The sequence below is a fragment of the Holophagales bacterium genome (genome assembly GCA_016719485.1).
GTDB lineage: Bacteria > Acidobacteriota > Thermoanaerobaculia > UBA5066 > UBA5066 > UBA5066.
Window position 1 is genome coordinate 297,167 of record JADJZB010000029.1, and the last position, 14,715, is coordinate 311,881.

At 71.9% G+C, this 14,715-nt stretch carries 12 protein-coding genes; 6 read left to right on the top strand and 6 right to left on the bottom strand.

The genetic code is table 11. The features are described from left to right. Positions 1–4 precede the first annotated feature (4 nt). From IPN03_21385 to ligA, 3 genes are read right to left on the bottom strand one after another with little or no spacing between them, the layout of a single operon-like run. Positions 5–220: a hypothetical protein gene (locus IPN03_21385; protein MBK9376204.1), complete on the bottom strand. Its 216-nt coding sequence runs from the start codon at positions 218–220 to the stop codon at positions 5–7. A 35-nt stretch (positions 221–255) separates the two neighbouring features. After that, positions 256–1,725 (bottom strand): sigma-54-dependent Fis family transcriptional regulator, encoded by a 1,470-nt coding sequence (locus IPN03_21390; protein MBK9376205.1) that lies wholly within the window; start codon positions 1,723–1,725, stop codon positions 256–258. Beyond that, on the bottom strand, positions 1,722–3,806 hold the full coding sequence (gene ligA / locus IPN03_21395) for an NAD-dependent DNA ligase LigA (protein MBK9376206.1): 2,085 nt from the start codon (positions 3,804–3,806) through the stop codon (positions 1,722–1,724). The genes IPN03_21390 and ligA overlap by 4 nt, the downstream gene beginning before the upstream one ends. A 7-nt stretch (positions 3,807–3,813) precedes the next feature. On the opposite strand from ligA, the gene IPN03_21400 reads away from it, so the two are divergent. From IPN03_21400 to IPN03_21410, 3 genes are read left to right on the top strand one after another with little or no spacing between them, the layout of a single operon-like run. Beyond that, positions 3,814–5,793, top strand: a complete 1,980-nt coding sequence (locus IPN03_21400; protein MBK9376207.1) for a M1 family metallopeptidase — start codon at positions 3,814–3,816, stop codon at positions 5,791–5,793. Then, complete coding sequence (locus IPN03_21405; GenBank protein ID MBK9376208.1) at positions 5,790–6,761, top strand: hypothetical protein; 972 nt, start codon at positions 5,790–5,792, stop codon at positions 6,759–6,761. The genes IPN03_21400 and IPN03_21405 overlap by 4 nt, the downstream gene beginning before the upstream one ends. Then, entirely contained in the window at positions 6,758–7,348 is a 591-nt protein-coding gene (locus tag IPN03_21410) for a tRNA-(ms[2]io[6]A)-hydroxylase (protein ID MBK9376209.1), read from the top strand. The genes IPN03_21405 and IPN03_21410 overlap by 4 nt, the downstream gene beginning before the upstream one ends. A 98-nt stretch (positions 7,349–7,446) precedes the next feature. Here IPN03_21410 and IPN03_21415 read toward each other — a convergent pair whose 3' ends face one another. Next, complete coding sequence (locus tag IPN03_21415; protein ID MBK9376210.1) at positions 7,447–7,839, bottom strand: (2Fe-2S) ferredoxin domain-containing protein; 393 nt, start codon at positions 7,837–7,839, stop codon at positions 7,447–7,449. A gap of 146 nt (positions 7,840–7,985) precedes the next feature. Between IPN03_21415 and IPN03_21420 the strand changes: the two genes are divergently transcribed. Genes IPN03_21420 through IPN03_21430 form a run of 3 tightly spaced genes read left to right on the top strand, consistent with a single transcriptional unit; the run spans position 7,986 to position 9,980 of the window. After that, positions 7,986–8,909, top strand: a complete 924-nt coding sequence (locus IPN03_21420; protein ID MBK9376211.1) for a hypothetical protein — start codon at positions 7,986–7,988, stop codon at positions 8,907–8,909. A 12-nt stretch (positions 8,910–8,921) separates the two neighbouring features. After that, positions 8,922–9,377, top strand: a complete 456-nt coding sequence (locus tag IPN03_21425; protein MBK9376212.1) for a hypothetical protein — start codon at positions 8,922–8,924, stop codon at positions 9,375–9,377. Positions 9,378–9,425: 48 nt separating this feature from the next. Beyond that, positions 9,426–9,980, top strand: a complete 555-nt coding sequence (locus tag IPN03_21430) for a glutathione peroxidase (GenBank protein ID MBK9376213.1) — start codon at positions 9,426–9,428, stop codon at positions 9,978–9,980. Between the two features lie 55 nt (positions 9,981–10,035). Here IPN03_21430 and IPN03_21435 read toward each other — a convergent pair whose 3' ends face one another. Further along, positions 10,036–13,227: a GAF domain-containing protein gene (locus tag IPN03_21435; GenBank protein MBK9376214.1), complete on the bottom strand. Its 3,192-nt coding sequence runs from the start codon at positions 13,225–13,227 to the stop codon at positions 10,036–10,038. 285 nt (positions 13,228–13,512) lie between these two features. Further along, positions 13,513–14,637: an NAD(P)/FAD-dependent oxidoreductase gene (locus IPN03_21440; protein ID MBK9376215.1), complete on the bottom strand. Its 1,125-nt coding sequence runs from the start codon at positions 14,635–14,637 to the stop codon at positions 13,513–13,515. Between the last annotated feature and the right edge of the window lie 78 nt (positions 14,638–14,715).

Genomic DNA, 14,715 nt, shown 5'->3' on the forward strand with positions numbered 1-14,715 from the left:
GGCCTTACCTCTCGAGCTCGAAACCCGGGGGATGCATCAGGACCGGCTCCGCGTAGAGCATCGACGTCTCCCCGACGGGGAGCAGCATCACGTGCGTGTTCGAGCCGTACTGGACGTGGACCTCGTAGAAGCCGTGAGGGGAGACGGCGATCAGCGTCCCGGGCTGCTTCTTCAGCTCCGCGCTCGCGCAGGTGATGTAGATCTTCGCCGGAATGTCCATGCGGCTCCTCCTGAGGCTGTGCTTGCGGGAGGATTCTAGCCGGAGGAGTCCGGCCCTTCGTCGTCGGCCTCGTCCTCTCCCTCGTCGCCTCCGACCCCGCCCCGGTACTCCTTGAGCTTTCTCTGGAGCGTCCGAAGGCCTATGTCGAGGCGCTCGGCCGCCTTCCGGCGGTTGCCTCCCGATGCCTGGAGCGCCGTGAGGATGGCCTCTTTCTCGATCTCCGCCATCGTCTTGCCGATGAGGATCGCCGAGGGCGGCACGTACCGGGGTCCTTCCGGCCGGACCCCCTCCCCTTCCGCGCCGTCCTCCGCGTCCCCCTTCACGTCGGGCGGCAGGTCGACGACGTCGATGCGCGGCCCGGCCGCGCTGAAGACCGCCCACTCGATGGCGCTCTTCATCTCCCGGACGTTCCCGGGCCAGGAGTAGGACATGAGGGCCGACAGCGCCGCGGGCGTGAAGCCGGTGACGGGGCGGTCGTGCTCCCTCGCGAAGACCTCCCGGAACCGCTCGGCCAGGAGGGCCAGGTCCTCGCGCCGGTCCCGCAGGGGGGGCAGGTCGACGACGACCCCCTTGAGCCGGTAGTAGAGGTCCTGGCGGAAGCGCCCGACCTCGATCTCCTTCTTCAGGTCGCGGTTCGTGGCGGAGACGAGGCGGAAGTCGGACTCCTTCGAGTCGTTCCCGCCCACCGGCGTCACGCGCCGCTCCTCGAGGACGCGCAGGAACTTCACCTGCAGGTCGGGCGGCATCTCGGAGACCTCGTCGAGAAAGAGCGTGCCGCCGTGGGCCTGCTCGATCCGCCCCATCCGCTTCACGAGCGCACCGGTGAAGGCGCCCTTCTCGTGCCCGAAGAGCTCCGACTCGATGATCTCCCTCGGGATCGCGCCGCAGTTGAGCGCGACGAAGGCGCGCGGCCGGCGGGGCGAGTTGTGGTGGAGGGCGTTGGCGACGAGCTCCTTGCCCGTCCCCGACTCGCCGGTGATCAGGACGTTCATCTTCGTCGGCGCCACCTTCCGGAGGACGTCGAAGACCCTCTCCATCGCCGACGAGACGCCGATGATCGCCTCGAAGCCGTAGCGCTTGTCGAGCCGCTCGCGCAGCTGCTTGATCTCCCCGGCCTGCCGCGCCCGCCCGAGCGCGGCCGAGGCCCGCAGGCGCAGGTCGTCGCGGGCGACGGGCTTGGCGACGTAGTCGACCGTGCCGAGGTCTTTCGCCTTCAGGAGCGTCTCGATGTCGCCGAAGGCCGTCACGAGGAGGACCGAGACGTCCGGGCGCGCCGCCGCGAGCTCCGTCGCGAGCTCGATCCCGGTCTTGCCCGGCATCTTCAGGTCGGTCACGACGAGGCCGACGGACGGGTCGTCGATCGCCCGGGAGAGGGCCGAGTCGGCGTCGCCGAACTCCTCCACGCGGCGCCCGTCGGTCGCCAGCGTGAGGGCCATCGCCTTGCGGCTCCCCGCGTCGTCGTCGACGACGAGGACGAGCGGCTCCCGCGGGGGAGCCGCGCTCACGCGATCCCCCCGAGCGCCGCGTCGAGGTCGGCCTCCGACCAGACGGGAACGCCGAGGGCCTGCGCCTTCGTCAGCTTGGAACCCGCGTCTTCTCCGGCCACGACCGCGGCCGTCTTCTTCGAAACGCTTCCGCTCACCTTGCCTCCGGCTCTCTCGATCGCTGCCGCCGCTTCTTCTCGCGTCCGCCTCGGGAGCGTCCCCGTCAGGACGAACGTCTTCCCGGCCAGCGGCCCTCCGGGGGCGGGCGCCCCCTCCAGTTCGTTCATACGGACGCCGGCCGCCTCGAGTTTCGACAGGAGCAGGACGTTGGCGGGCCTGCCGAGCCAGTCGAGAACGGATCTCGCGGTTTCGGGGCCGATCTCGGAGACTCCCGTCAGGTCGTCCTCGGTCGCGCCCCGCAGGGCCTCCATCGTCCCGAATTGCCGGGCGAGGACTTTCCCCGTCTTTTCGCCGACGTGCCGGATCCCGAGCCCGAAGAGGAGCCGCGCCAGGCCCGCCGCTTTCGACTTCTCGATCTCGGAGAGGACGTTGCCGGCCGACTTTTCGCCCCAGCGTTCCAGGGCGGCGAGATCCTCGACCCGCAGACCGTAGAGGCCGGCGACATCGGAGATGAGCCCCGCGGCGAGGAGCTGGTCGATCCGCTCGTCGCCGAGCCCTTCCACGTCCATCGCCCGCCGGGCGACGTAGTGGCCGATCGCCTCTTTCAATTGCGCCGGGCAGGAAGCGCTCACGCAGCGGACGGCGACCTCGCCCTCCTCGCGGACGACCGCCTCCCCGCACTCGGGACAGGCCGCCGGCATCGCGAACGGGACGGCGCCGGCCGGACGCGCCTCGAGCAGCACGCGCGTCACCTTCGGGATGACGTCCCCCGCCTTCTCGACGGCGACCGTGTCACCCACGCGGACGTCCTTGCGCGAGAGGTCTTCGTAGTTGTGGAGCGTGGCGCGGCGGACGGTCGTCCCGGCGAGGAGGACCGGCTCGAACTCGGCGACGGGCGTCAGGACGCCCGTGCGCCCCACCTGGACGACGATCGCCGTCACGCGCGTCGTCGCCTCCTCGGCCGGGAACTTGTAGGCGAGGGCCCAGCGCGGGAACTTCGCCGTCGCCCCGAGCCGCTGCTGGTCTTCGACGGGGCTCACCTTGAGGACGGCGCCGTCGGTCTCGAGGTCGAGGGTGTGCCGCTTCTCGCGCCACTCGGCGAGGAAGGCCTTGACCTCCTCCGCGCTCCGCGCCACGGCGCGGTGCGGGCTCACCGGGAGACCGAGACGGACGAGCGCCCCGAGCGCCTCGGCCTGCGTCGTCGGAGCGCCTTGCCCTTCCCAGCGGGCGACGGAGTAGAGGTAGACGGACAACTTCCGCCGCGCCGTCTCCCTCGAGTCGAGGAGGCGAAGCGAGCCGGCCGCGGCGTTTCGCGGGTTTGCGAAGAGGGGATCGCCCGCCTCCTCCCGCGCGGCGTTCAGCGCGCGGAACGCGGACTTGCCGAGGTAGACCTCGCCCCGCGCCTCGAGGAGGCGCGGCGCGCCCGGAGGCAGCCGGAGCGGGAGGACGCGGATCGTCCTCACGTTCGGCGTCACGTCCTCGCCCGTCGTCCCGTCGCCGCGCGTGGCGCCTCGCACGAGCACGCCGTCCTCGTAGACGAGGGAAACCGAGAGGCCGTCGATCTTCAGCTCGCAGACGACCTCGGGGAGCCTCCCGTCGAGCCGGTCGCTCACCCGCGTCAGCCACGCGTCGAGCTCCGTCTCGTCGTATGCGTTCTCGAGCGAGAGGAGCGGCACCTCGTGCCGCACGTTCGGGAGGTCGTCGACGGGGGCGCCTCCGACGCGCCGCGACGGCGAGTCGGGGGTGACGACCTCCGGATACGCTTCCTCGATCGCGAGGAGCTCCCGGGAGAGGGCGTCGTACTCGGCGTCGCTGACCTCGGGTCGCGCCAGGGCGTAGTAGAGGTGCTCGTGCCGGCGGAGCTCGTCGCGCAGCACGGCGGCGCGAAGGGCCGCGGCGTCCGCGTTCTCGGGAAGCGTCACAGCCGGATTGTAGGGGGGCGAGGGCGGGCCCCTTCCCAAGAGGACGGGCCCGCCTAGCATCGCCGCCGTGCAGCGGAGACAGGCGATCCTCGGCCTCGCGGCCCTTTTCATGGCTTCCCTCCCCGCGCTCGGCGCTTCGAGGGTGCCCCCCGTCGCCTCCTACCGGATCGAGGCGGCCTGGGACGCGGAGCAGAAGACGCTCGCCGGCCGGGAGACGGTCACCTTCGTCAACCGGACGTCCCGTGAGCTTCCCGACGTCGTTCTCCACCTCTACCTGAACGGCTTCCGCAACACGCGGTCCACGCTCTGGCGCGGCCTTCCCCCGCCGTCGGGCTCCGCGGACTTCGGTTTCTGCGAGCTCAAGCGCGTCGCCCTTCCCGACGGGACCGACCTGACGCGCCAGATCTCCTTCGAGACTCCCGCGAACGACAACGCCGACGACCGGACGCTGGCCCGCATCCCGCTCCCGCGGCCGGTGAGTCCCGGCGCAGTGCTCGTCCTCGAGGTCGACTTCGAGTCGCGTCTGCCGCGCGGCGTCCTGCGCACCGGCTGGAAGGACGACTTCGTGTTCGCAGGGCAGTGGTTCCCGAAGCTCGCCAAGGCCACGAACGCCGGCTGGCGCGGGAGGCCCTTCCGCTGGGCGACGGAGTTCTTCGCCGACTTCGGCACCTACGACGTCGCGCTTCTCCTGCCTGCCGAAGTGAAGGGAAAAGTGGCGGTGACCGGACGCGTCGTCGAGGAGACGGAGGAATCCGCGGAGCGCATCCGCGTCCGTGCCCACGCCGAGGACGTCCACGACTTCGCCTTCGCGTTCTCCCCCCGCTTCGAGGTGAGGAAGGAAACCGTCGCCCCGAAGGGGCTCCCGACGGTCGACGTCCTTCTCTTCCTCCAGCCGGACCACCGGCGCTCGAGGGAGCGCTACCTTCGCGCCGCCCGCGAGGGTCTCGCCCTCTTCGGAACGTGGCTGACGCCCTACCCGTACCCGGCTCTCACGATCGTCGACCCTCCGGCCGGCTCCGGCGCGGAGGCGATGGAGTACCCGACGCTCTTCACCGGCGCGACGGCGTGGCTCTCCCCCGCGTCGGGAGGCGAGCCGGGCGCGGTGACGCTGCACGAGCTCGCGCACCAGTGGTTCCACGGGATGCTCGCGTCCGACGAGACGAGCGAGGCGCACCTGGACGAGGGACTCGCGACCTGGATCTCCGCGAGGGCCGCGACGAGGATCTTCGGGACTCCGAGCCCCGTCGTGGAGGCGTTCGGCATCCCGATTCCCCTGCGCTCGCTGAAAAGGCCTCTCCCCGAGGGGGAGTCGCAGGACGCGCTCGACCAGGCCGCGTTCTCGCGCTCCGATCCGACGCTCCGGGAGACGTGGCGCGCTCTCGACGGCGCCGCCGTCAGGACGAACGCCTACTCCCGCACGGCGCTCCTCCTCGAGTCGGCGGCGCGGACGAGCGGGGAGCAGCCCGTCTTCGCGGCCGTCCGGGAGTACGCACGCCGCTACGCCTTCCGCCACCCGACGACGAGCGACTTCCTCGGCGTCCTCGGCGAGGTGGCGGGTTCCGAGGCGCGCGACCTCGTCGAACGCGGCTGGGCCTCGGCGGGCGCGGTGGACTATGCCGTCACCCGGGCCTCCACCCGGCGGGCCGCGCCTGCCGCCGGGTACCTCGGCGAGGGGCCCCGGCGGGCGTACCGCGCCCCGTCGGAGGCGGCCCGGTCCTTCGAGTCGACGGTCGTCGTCCAGCGCCTCGGGGAGATCGCGTGGCCCGTCGAGGTGGAGATGCGCTTCGAGGGAGGGCAGACGGTCACGCGCCGCTGGGACGGTCGCGCCGAGTGGATGCGGTGGCGGATCACGGGCCCGCGGCTCGTTTCGGCCGTCGTCGACCCGCGCCGCGCCTGCCTCCTCGACGTGAACCGCCTGAACGACGGCCTGCGAACCGAGCCCGACCCGACGGCCGCCCGGGCCTGGGGTCACCGCCTCCGGTTCCTCGCGCAGAACCTCCTCGAGCTCTTCGCCCTCGTGGCGGTCCTGCCGGGGGTCACCCGGTGAAGGGCAACGCACTCCCGTTCCTCTGGGTGCGTGGCCTCGTGGCGGCCGCCACGACGTGGAAGGCCCTGCTTCTGGCCCTCGCCCTGAACGCCGCCCTCGCCATCGTCGTCACCGCCCCGCTCGCTTCGCGCCTGCACGACCTGCTCGACAGCCGGCCGGCAGGGCAGGAGCTGGCGAAAGGCTGGGACGTCGTCCTCGGGGCGCACCTCCTGCGCTCCGAGCCCGGCCTCCTCGGCGACCGCGCGCGCCTGGACGCGCTCGAGCAGGGGACTCTTCCCCTGGCCGAGGCCCCACGCCTCTCCGGCCCGCTCGCCGGCCTCCTCGCGGCCGGCCTCCTCCACGCCGCCCTCTCGGCGCTCCTGGCTGGCGGCTTCGCCGGGCGTTTCGCCGCCGAGCGGGACCGCGGCAGCCTCGGGGCGTTCCTGACCGACGTCGTCCGCCTCGGCCTCCCGTCCTTCCTCATCGGCGCCCTCGGTTTCACGGCGATCCTCGGCGCGTTCCTCCTCTTCATCGAGATCCCGCGCGAAGCGACGCTCTCCCCCGAACTGCGGTGGGACTGGGAGCGGACGGGCCTCTCCCTCCTGCGCCTCTTCGCGTTTCTCGTCGCCGCGGGCGCCGTTCGCGCCGTCGTCGCCCAGTCGCGCGCCGCGCTCGGCCTGGCGAAGACCGCGAATCCCTTCCTCGCCCTCGCGTCGGGGCTCGGTTTCGTTCTGGGCCGCCCCGTCAAGGCGCTCCTCCTCGAGGCGTCCTTCGGCGTCACCGCGCTGCTCCCGCTCACGCTCTGGCTCCTGTTCGCTCCGTCGTGGAGCGGCGGCGACGCGCGCCTGCTGGCGCTCCTCGTCCTCGGCCAGCAGGCCGTCGTCCTGCTTCGCCTGTTCGCCCGGACGGCGCTCCTCGGCGCGGCCGCGGCCTGGATGCGAGGGGCCCGCGAGGCCTCGCGCCCCGCTCCTGCGAAGATCGAGACGTGATCGAGCTCCTCACGAGGACTCCCCCGTCCTGGGCCGAGCGCGCCGTCTCGCGCCTTCCCGAGCTCGTCGCCGACCACGCCGTCTGCGAGCTGCAGGCCGCCGTCTTCGCCCTCGCCCTCGTCGGCCGCTACCCGGGCAATCCGGCTCTGGTCGACCGGCTCTCGGCCCTCGCCGCCGAGGAGCTGCGCCACTTCCGCAAGGCGACGAAGGAGGCGCGGCGTCTCGGCGCCCGATCGCACACCCGCCGCTCGAACCCCTACGTTTCGGCCCTGCGTGCGGCGTGCCGCTCGGGTCGCGAGCCGGAACAGGGGCTCGACCTCCTCCTCTGCGGGGCCCTCGTCGAGGCGCGGAGCCACGAACGCTTTCTCCTCCTCGTGCCGCACCTCTCCGCCGAGCCGCGCCTCGCGAAGCTCTACGCGGAGCTGGCGGTCGCCGAGGAGCGGCACGGACCGGCCTACCTGGGCCTGGCCGAGCGGCACGCGGGAAAGGAAGCGACGGCCGCCCGGCTTTCCGAGCTCCTCGTCGTGGAAGCGAGGGCGCTCGAGGGCCCTCCCGTCGGCCCCGTGGCCGTCCACTCGCCGGGATAGAAGTGGATCGGGGAGGCTCGCCACGAGCCTCCCCGCGGCGCCACGGGCGCCTCCCCTCCACTACGGACCAGCGGATCGGGAAGGCTCGCCCGCTGGCGTCAGACTGGTTCGTCCGGCAGCCGGCGACGCGCGATGACGTACTCCTCGACGGGGCGACCGCCGAGGAGGTGCTCGTCCATGATCCGGTCGAGGACGGGAGGGTCGCAGGCGCGGTACCAGATCCCTTCGGGGTACACGACGGCGATCGGCCCCCCCTCGCAGATCCTCAGGCAACCGACCCGGGTCCGGAGAACGCCGCCCTCCTCCGAAAGCCCCCGCTTCTTCAGGCCGTCCTTGAGGTGTGTCCATGCCTCGAGAGCCCTGTCCCCGTCCGCGCACTTCGGGTTCTCCCGGTCGGCGCAGAGGAAGACGTGCCTGCGCGCGACCGCAACCCCGATCTTCGCGACTTTCCGGGCGATCTTCTCGGCCTCGGCATCGGGCTTCTCGTCCATGGCGCGGTCCTCTCGTCACGAGTGTAGGCGAGTACCCCGACCGTCTACGCGCGCGAAGGGTTCGCGCCGGGCCGGCGGGGCCTCGATCCCGTTATAGACTCGCCCGCGACCCCAGCCCCACAGCGCAGGAGTCGAGGAGCGAGACGATGGGTCTCCTGAAGGATTTCCTCAGGATCGAAGCCGACCGGCGAGGCGCCCTGGCGGCGCTCCGGGTCGAGGCACAGTCGCGCAGGCTCCAGATCGACGAGATCGGAGCGGAGGCCAAGCGCAAGCGCGACGAGGTGGCGATGATCGAGGAAGGGCTGCGCCGCCTCGCGGAGGACGTCGCCCGGACCGAGGAGGAGCTCCTCGAGATCGAGTCCCGCAGGGAGGACCACGATCGCGAGTCGCACGAGCGGAAGATCGAAGCCGTGCGGTCGAGCCTCGAATACGACCGCGCCGACGGCCACCGGATCGCCGAGGACTTCCGCCACCTCCGCTCGGCCTTCGAGACCGAGCGGGCCCGGCTCCTCGCCGAGGCCGACACCGGCCGGATGATGGACAACTTCTTCCAGATCGAGGCGTTCCTCAAGGACACCGGCACACCGATCCCCGACGCGGCGCGCAAGGCCCTGATGAAGGAACGGCAGGACCTGATGGGCCGGATCGGCCCGCTCGTCGCGCCACCGCCGGCGCCCGACGGGGTCTTCAAGGCGACCGTCGTCTACTCCGCCCTCGAGGAGGGGGAGCCCGCGGCCGTCGTCGCGGTCGGCCTTCCCGACGAGGCCGAGCCGTCCGGCGCGCACGACCTCGCGGCCCTCCTGCTCTACGGCTCCTACGCGGCCGTCGTCGAGAAGATCGGCCCGGGCGTCCCCCGGCCGCGGCGGGAAGAGGGGGTCGTCATCTACGAGCAGCCTGCCGGTTCGCGCGCTCCCGACGAAGCCGCCCTGGACCTCTTCCTCGCGGTCAAGGCGGGTCTCGAGAAGGCGGCCGCCGCCGCCGGGGTCCCCTGCGAGCTGACCGGCGTCTTCCTCGAGCCCGAGATCGCTTCGGCGGTCTTTTCCCGCGGCGGCCAGGGCCGCCGCTTCTGACCGGAGGCAGCCATGGCCGTGAAATGGATCGGCGACGCCGCGCAGGAGCTCGGCATCACCCCTCTCGACGCCGTCGAGATCCTGGCTTCGCGCCAGGAGTACCCGATGAACGGCCTCGTCGACGAGGACCGTTTCAAGACCCTGCGCCTGATGCGGAGCGGAAAACGCCTCGAGACGTCCGGATCGCAGCCGATACCGGTCCCCGACCGCCAGGCCTCGCCGCTGACGGTCCCCGTCACGCCGCCCGCCCCGTACGCTCCCGTGACGGCCCATCGCGCCGCGGAGACCCACCCGCCTGCCGCGCCCTCCGTTGCACCGCCTCCGCCTCCCGTGAACGTCATCCCGGCGCCCCCTCCGATCCGTCCGCCCGTCGGCGAGGCCACGTCCGTGACGGCGCCCCTGCAGACGATTCCGGGACGGGAGGGGGAACGCACCGTCATCCTGCCGCCCGTCGACCCGAAGCGCTGACATCCGCGCCCGGTCGGAAGGCGTAGTTACGACCGGAGGTCTGGAACGATGAAGCTCTGGCAGAACGTGGCGGTCGCGGCCGTCCTCGGGATCGCGACGACGGCCTCGGCCGCGGACGCCGGTGTCCACGCCTTTTCGCTCGACCTGAACGACGGCTCCCCGAAGAAGCTCGCCGACTACAAGGGGAAGGCCCTCCTCGTCGTCAACACCGCGAGCAAGTGCGGCTACACGAAGCAGTACGCCCCGATGGAGCAGCTCTACCAGAAGTACAAGGACCGCGGCTTCGAGGTCCTCGCCTTCCCCGCCAACGACTTCATGGGTCAGGAGCCGGGGACGAACGAGGAGATCCGGGCCTTCTGCACGGCGAACTACAAGACGACCTTCCCGCTGTTCGCGAAGATCTCGGTCAAGGGGGACGGCATGCATCCCCTCTACAAGTACCTCACCACCCTGCCCGGGTTTTCCGGGGACATCACGTGGAACTTCAACAAGTTCCTCGTCGACCCGACCGGAAAGGTCGTCGCCCGCTTCGGGACGAGGGTCGACCCGATGTCGGAAGAGGTGACGAAGAAGCTCGAGGAGATCCTCCCGAAGAAGGGCTGAGTCCGGCGCCCGCGCCCTCTTCTCCTCACGAAGGCCCGGTGCGACCGGGCCTTCGCTATTCCGGCCCTGTCGCCAGGAACAGCTCGACGAGACGCGGCTCCAGATGGGTCCCCGCGATCCGGTGAAGGTAGTCGCGGACCTCGGGCACGGCGACGGCCTTGCGGTACGGCCGGTCGGAGATGAGCGCGTCCCAGATGTCGACCACCGCGAAGACCCTCGCCGCCAGCGGAATCTGCTCGCCCCGGAGGCCCAGCGGATAGCCGGTCCCGTCCCACTTCTCGTGGTGGGCGACGGGGATGTCGAGCGCCGGCCGCAGGAAGCCGATCCCGCCCAGCATCTCCTCTGCGTACGTCGGGTGGAGCCGCATCACCTTCCACTCGTCGTCGGTGAGCGGGCCCGGCTTCTGCAGGATCCGGTCCGGAATGCCGACCTTGCCGATGTCGTGGAGGAGCGCGCCCCGACGGACGTGAACCAGCGCCGCGGCGTCCATACCGGCCCGGCGGGCCAGGTCCACCGTCCGTTCGACCACGCGCTGCGTGTGCCCCTCCGTCTCGCTGTCGCGCAGGTCGAGCGCGCGGACCCAGCCTTCGAGTGTGGCGTCGTAGGCACTCGCCAGCTCTTCCGCTGCACTCTTCAGGTCGCCGACGAGGCGGGCATTGGCGATGGCGACCGCAGCCTGCTCGGCGAAGAGGCGGACCGTCTCCACGTCGTCGGCGCCGAATCGCCCGGGCACCTCGTGGTTGACGAAGAGGCTCCCCAGGACCTCACCCCTCCAGAGGACCGGTACTCCGATCACGGAACCGATGCCGGCAGTCGCGAAGACCGGCGCCCGGTTCGGCCACGCCCGATAGTCGTCGAGGAGGATCGGCTTTCGCGTCCTGGCGACGGTTCCCGCGACCCCCTCGCCGGACGAGAGCACCACCCCGACGTAGCGCGAGAGGCCTCCGTTCGCCAGGGCGAGGCTCAGCCTCCCGTCCTCCCGCACCAGGTAGAGGCCGGCCATCGTCGCGTGCACGAGGCCCTGCGCCCGGTCGATGATCGCGCGCAGCAGCTCGTCCCTCTCGAGGCTCGAGCCCAGGTCGACGCCCGTTTCGTGAAGAGCGAGGAGCGTCGCGACGCGCTCCGAGTTCACCTCGAGCAGGCGTGCCTTCGCCAGGGCGAGAGAGAGCTGGTTCGCGGCGTCGGCGCCCGCTTCGAGCGCCATCCCATCGCGGCCCCCGGCGATGGCCAGCAGGCCCAGGGGGTGCGCCCCGTCCCTGAGCGGCCAGGCGATGACGGAAGCTCCCGGGACCAGCTTCGATGCGACGGAGCCGTCGTCACCCGGCTCCCGGCCTCCGCCGAGCAGGGCTTTCGCCTCCGTCGCCAGCAGCGGGCTCGAGGCGGCTTCGGCGAGAAGGCCGCACCCTCGGGCGAGCGAGAGGCGCCCGCGGTTCTCGTCCCACTCGGCGACGAGGGCGCCCGCCGCGCCGAACCTTTCCCCCGCCGCCCGCGCGAGGGCGTCGAGGAGCCCGGGCGTGGTCTCCTCCCGGAACGATGCGGAGGCGACGTCGGCCCGAAACGCCCTCTCCCTGCGGGCCCGCGTGCGCTGCGCCTCGGCGTCGATGCCGTCGATGGCGGTCGCGATCCCGTCGGCCAGCTGCTCGATCAGCTTCGACTCCTCGGCGTCGAACACGCCCCGACGGGGAGCGTGCACGACGAGGACACCGAGGGCGCGCTCGCCCTTCCAGAGCGGCAGGGCCAGGGCCGTTCCCTCCGGATGCTCCGACAGGGTCGGACATTCCGGGCAGGACAGCGCGCCCGCGCTCTCGTCGACGAGGACGGCCGCTCCCCTGAGGAAGGCCGCCTTCCCGCACGACGGGCCTCCGTGCAGCGTCTTCAGGTCGATCCGGAAACGGGCCGGATCGCAGGGCCCGGAGGCGGCCGCGAGGCGCACCTCGCTCCCGGTCTCGTCGAGGAGGCCAATCCACGCGAAGACGTAGTCGCGGTCCGCGACGAGGGTGGCGCAGATCCGCCCGAGCAGCTCTCCTGTTTCGCGCGCCTCCGAGAGGATCTCCTGGACGTGCGTGATCGTCCGCAGGATGCGGTTGAGCCTCTCGAGCCGCCCCTCCCGCTCGCGGAGCGCCTCCTCCACGCGGCGGCGTGCCGTGATGTCGAGGAACGACGCGACGACCTCGCCGGGACCCGTCTGGAAGGCGTGGACGAGAAAGGCTCCCGCGACCCGGCCGTCCGAGTAGACGACGCTCTCGTCGTGCCACGGCAGCCCCTCCGACGCGGCCCGCCTGTAGGCGTTGGGGATCTCGGTCCCGGCGAGACTCGGGAACGCTTCCTCGATCGTCCGGCCGACGAACGGGCGGTGGTCGACTCCCAGGATCGTGTCGGCGGCCGGGTTCGCCCCCGCGAAGACGAGTTGCCCGTCGCCGTGGAGCCGGTAGCGGTGCAGGCCTACGGGAATCGACGCGACGAGCCGGCGGCTCTCCTCCTCGAGATGCTGCTCCTGCTCCCGCGCTTCCCGCCGCTCGATCTCGGCGGCGGCTCGCCCGGCGAAGAGAACGAGGGCCCGGACTGCCGAGTCGCCGTCGTGGAGCGGGCGCCGCGAGAGCGCGGCGAGGAGACCGAGAGGGCTTCCGCCACCCGACGTCAGCGGGACGCCGACGTAGCTGGAAAGCCCGCTTCCCGCGAGCAGGAGGTCTTCCGGAAAGAGCTGCGCGACACGGCAGGGGAAGACGCACGGAACCCGTCCAACGACCTGCTCACAGGGCGCGCCGTGGAGGTCGTAGGTGAACGGTGCGGCCGCGCCTCCGTCCGCCCAGACGGCGAGCGTCCTCACGCACCGGGACTCACCCTCCTCGATCCGCCCGACGATGGCCATCTCCATCCGAAGGGTCCGGGCGAGGCCCTCGACCAGGCGGTCGAAGAATCCGTCGGCGCCGGGCGTGTCGAGGGAAACACCGAGCACGGCCGCCGCCCGCTCGAGGCGCCGGGCCGCCGTGACGTCGGCCGCGAAGACGACCAGCCTCTCCTCCGAGGACTCCGGGTCGGCCAGGCGGCGGGCCGAGAGGCGCAGCTCGATCTCGGTTCCGTCCTCCAGGATGGCGCGGCCGTCGCACGAAGAGCTCCCTCCGGCAGCGACACCGTCGAGCAACTGGGCGGAACCATCAGCGAGGAACGTCGAAAGGGGCTCCCCTTCGCTCCCTCCCCCGATCCCCCGACGCCACGTTGCCGCAGCGGCCTCGTTGGCCGCAAGCACGGCTCCGCTCGTCGTCGTCAGGAAGGCGGGGTCAGGCGAGGCCTCGAGGACCGTCGACAGCGGGCAGGAGCGACCCTCTCGTCCCCCGGCGGGCGTCGCCCCCCGTCCGCTCCCATGCGGAAAGGCTTCGTCGTCAGGGGGGAATCCGGCGGCCGAAGTCATCGTCCCTCCACGGCCAGGTCCTCTCGCCTGTCACACCGCCAGGATGACTCTAGCAGGACGGCCCTGAAGACGATGCGCCCCGCCGTGCCGGGGCCGGGAGGAACGGCGCTGGCGGGAACGTCGTCAGCGTGGGAGCAGGACGCGCACCTCCCGCGCGATCTCGAGGCAGGAGGTCAGACCCGGAGACTCGATCCCGACGAGGTTCACCCAACCCGGGAGGCCCCGTTCCGACTCCTCCGCGATGACGAAGTCGCGAAAGGGGCCTCCCATCGCCTGGAGGCGTGCCCGTATTCCCGACTGGTCGGGAGAAACGTCCTCCGGCCCGAGCGAGGGAAGGAAGCGCCGGGCGGCCACGAGGAACGAGTCCCGGCGCCCCTCGTCCACGGCATAGTCCTGCCGACGGGTCGAGAGGACCTCGACGTCGGGACCCAGCTTCATCTCGCCGTCCAGGTCGACCGTCAGGTGGATCCCGAGGACGCTTCCGAATCCGACGGGATGGACGGGGTAAAGGAGGCGCCGCGCGAGCGGGCGGTGGGCGGAGCGGATCCGGAAGTAGCTCCCTTTCGTCCAGATCTGGCGGTACCCCGCGGTCTCCGGGTCGAGCCCGGGAAGACCGGCGACGCGATCCGCGTCGAGGCCGGCCGCGTTCACGACGCGCGGCGTCGTCAGCCGGACCTCCTCGCCCGAGGGATCCGAGAAGACGAGCTCGTAGCCGCCGGCAATCGGTTCGGCTCTCCTCAGCTCGTGCCGGAACGCGAAGCTCGCGCCGTGCTCTTCGGCCAGCGTTCGAAGCACGCGGAGAAGGCCGTGAACGTCGAGGATGCCGGTCGAGGGTGAAAGGACGGCCGCAACGGCACGGACGTGAGGCTCCTCGGAGCGAAAGCGGTCGATCGGGGTCTCCACGAGCTCGACGCCGTTCGCGCGCCCTCCCGCCGCGACTTCGGCGAGACGCTCCTCCTCCGCCGGCTCCACCGCGAGGAGCCACTTGCCGATCCGCCGGAACGGGATGCCGTGCGCCTCGCAGAACGCCGAGAGGCTCCGGTTGCCGCGCACGCAGAGCCCGGCCTTCCAGGACCCGGCCGGGTAGTAGATCCCCGCGTGAACGACCTGGCTGTTGCGCGAGCTCGTTTCCTGCCCCGGCGAGGCGTGCCGCTCGGCGACGACGACCGAGAGCCCCGTCCGCGAAAGCGCGGCCGCGCACGCGAGCCCGACAGCGCCCGCTCCCACGACGACGACGTCGGCGTCCACGGCGCCGATCGTCGCACCTGCGGCCGCGACCCGTCATCTCCCACGTGGCGGCATCTCCTCGCGGCGTTCCGGCGGCGC

What these genes read in the sequence shown, in the direction of transcription:
- ligA (MBK9376206.1), bottom strand. Translation starts at nt 3,806, where the DNA reads ATGCTAGGCGGGCCCGTCCTCTTGGGAAGGGGCCCGCCCTCGCCCCCC.
- IPN03_21385 (MBK9376204.1), bottom strand. Translation starts at nt 220, where the DNA reads ATGGACATTCCGGCGAAGATCTACATCACCTGCGCGAGCGCGGAGCTG.
- IPN03_21425 (MBK9376212.1), top strand. Translation starts at nt 8,922, where the DNA reads ATGGCCGTGAAATGGATCGGCGACGCCGCGCAGGAGCTCGGCATCACC.
- IPN03_21415 (MBK9376210.1), bottom strand. Translation starts at nt 7,839, where the DNA reads ATGGACGAGAAGCCCGATGCCGAGGCCGAGAAGATCGCCCGGAAAGTC.
- IPN03_21420 (MBK9376211.1), top strand. Translation starts at nt 7,986, where the DNA reads ATGGGTCTCCTGAAGGATTTCCTCAGGATCGAAGCCGACCGGCGAGGC.
- IPN03_21430 (MBK9376213.1), top strand. Translation starts at nt 9,426, where the DNA reads ATGAAGCTCTGGCAGAACGTGGCGGTCGCGGCCGTCCTCGGGATCGCG.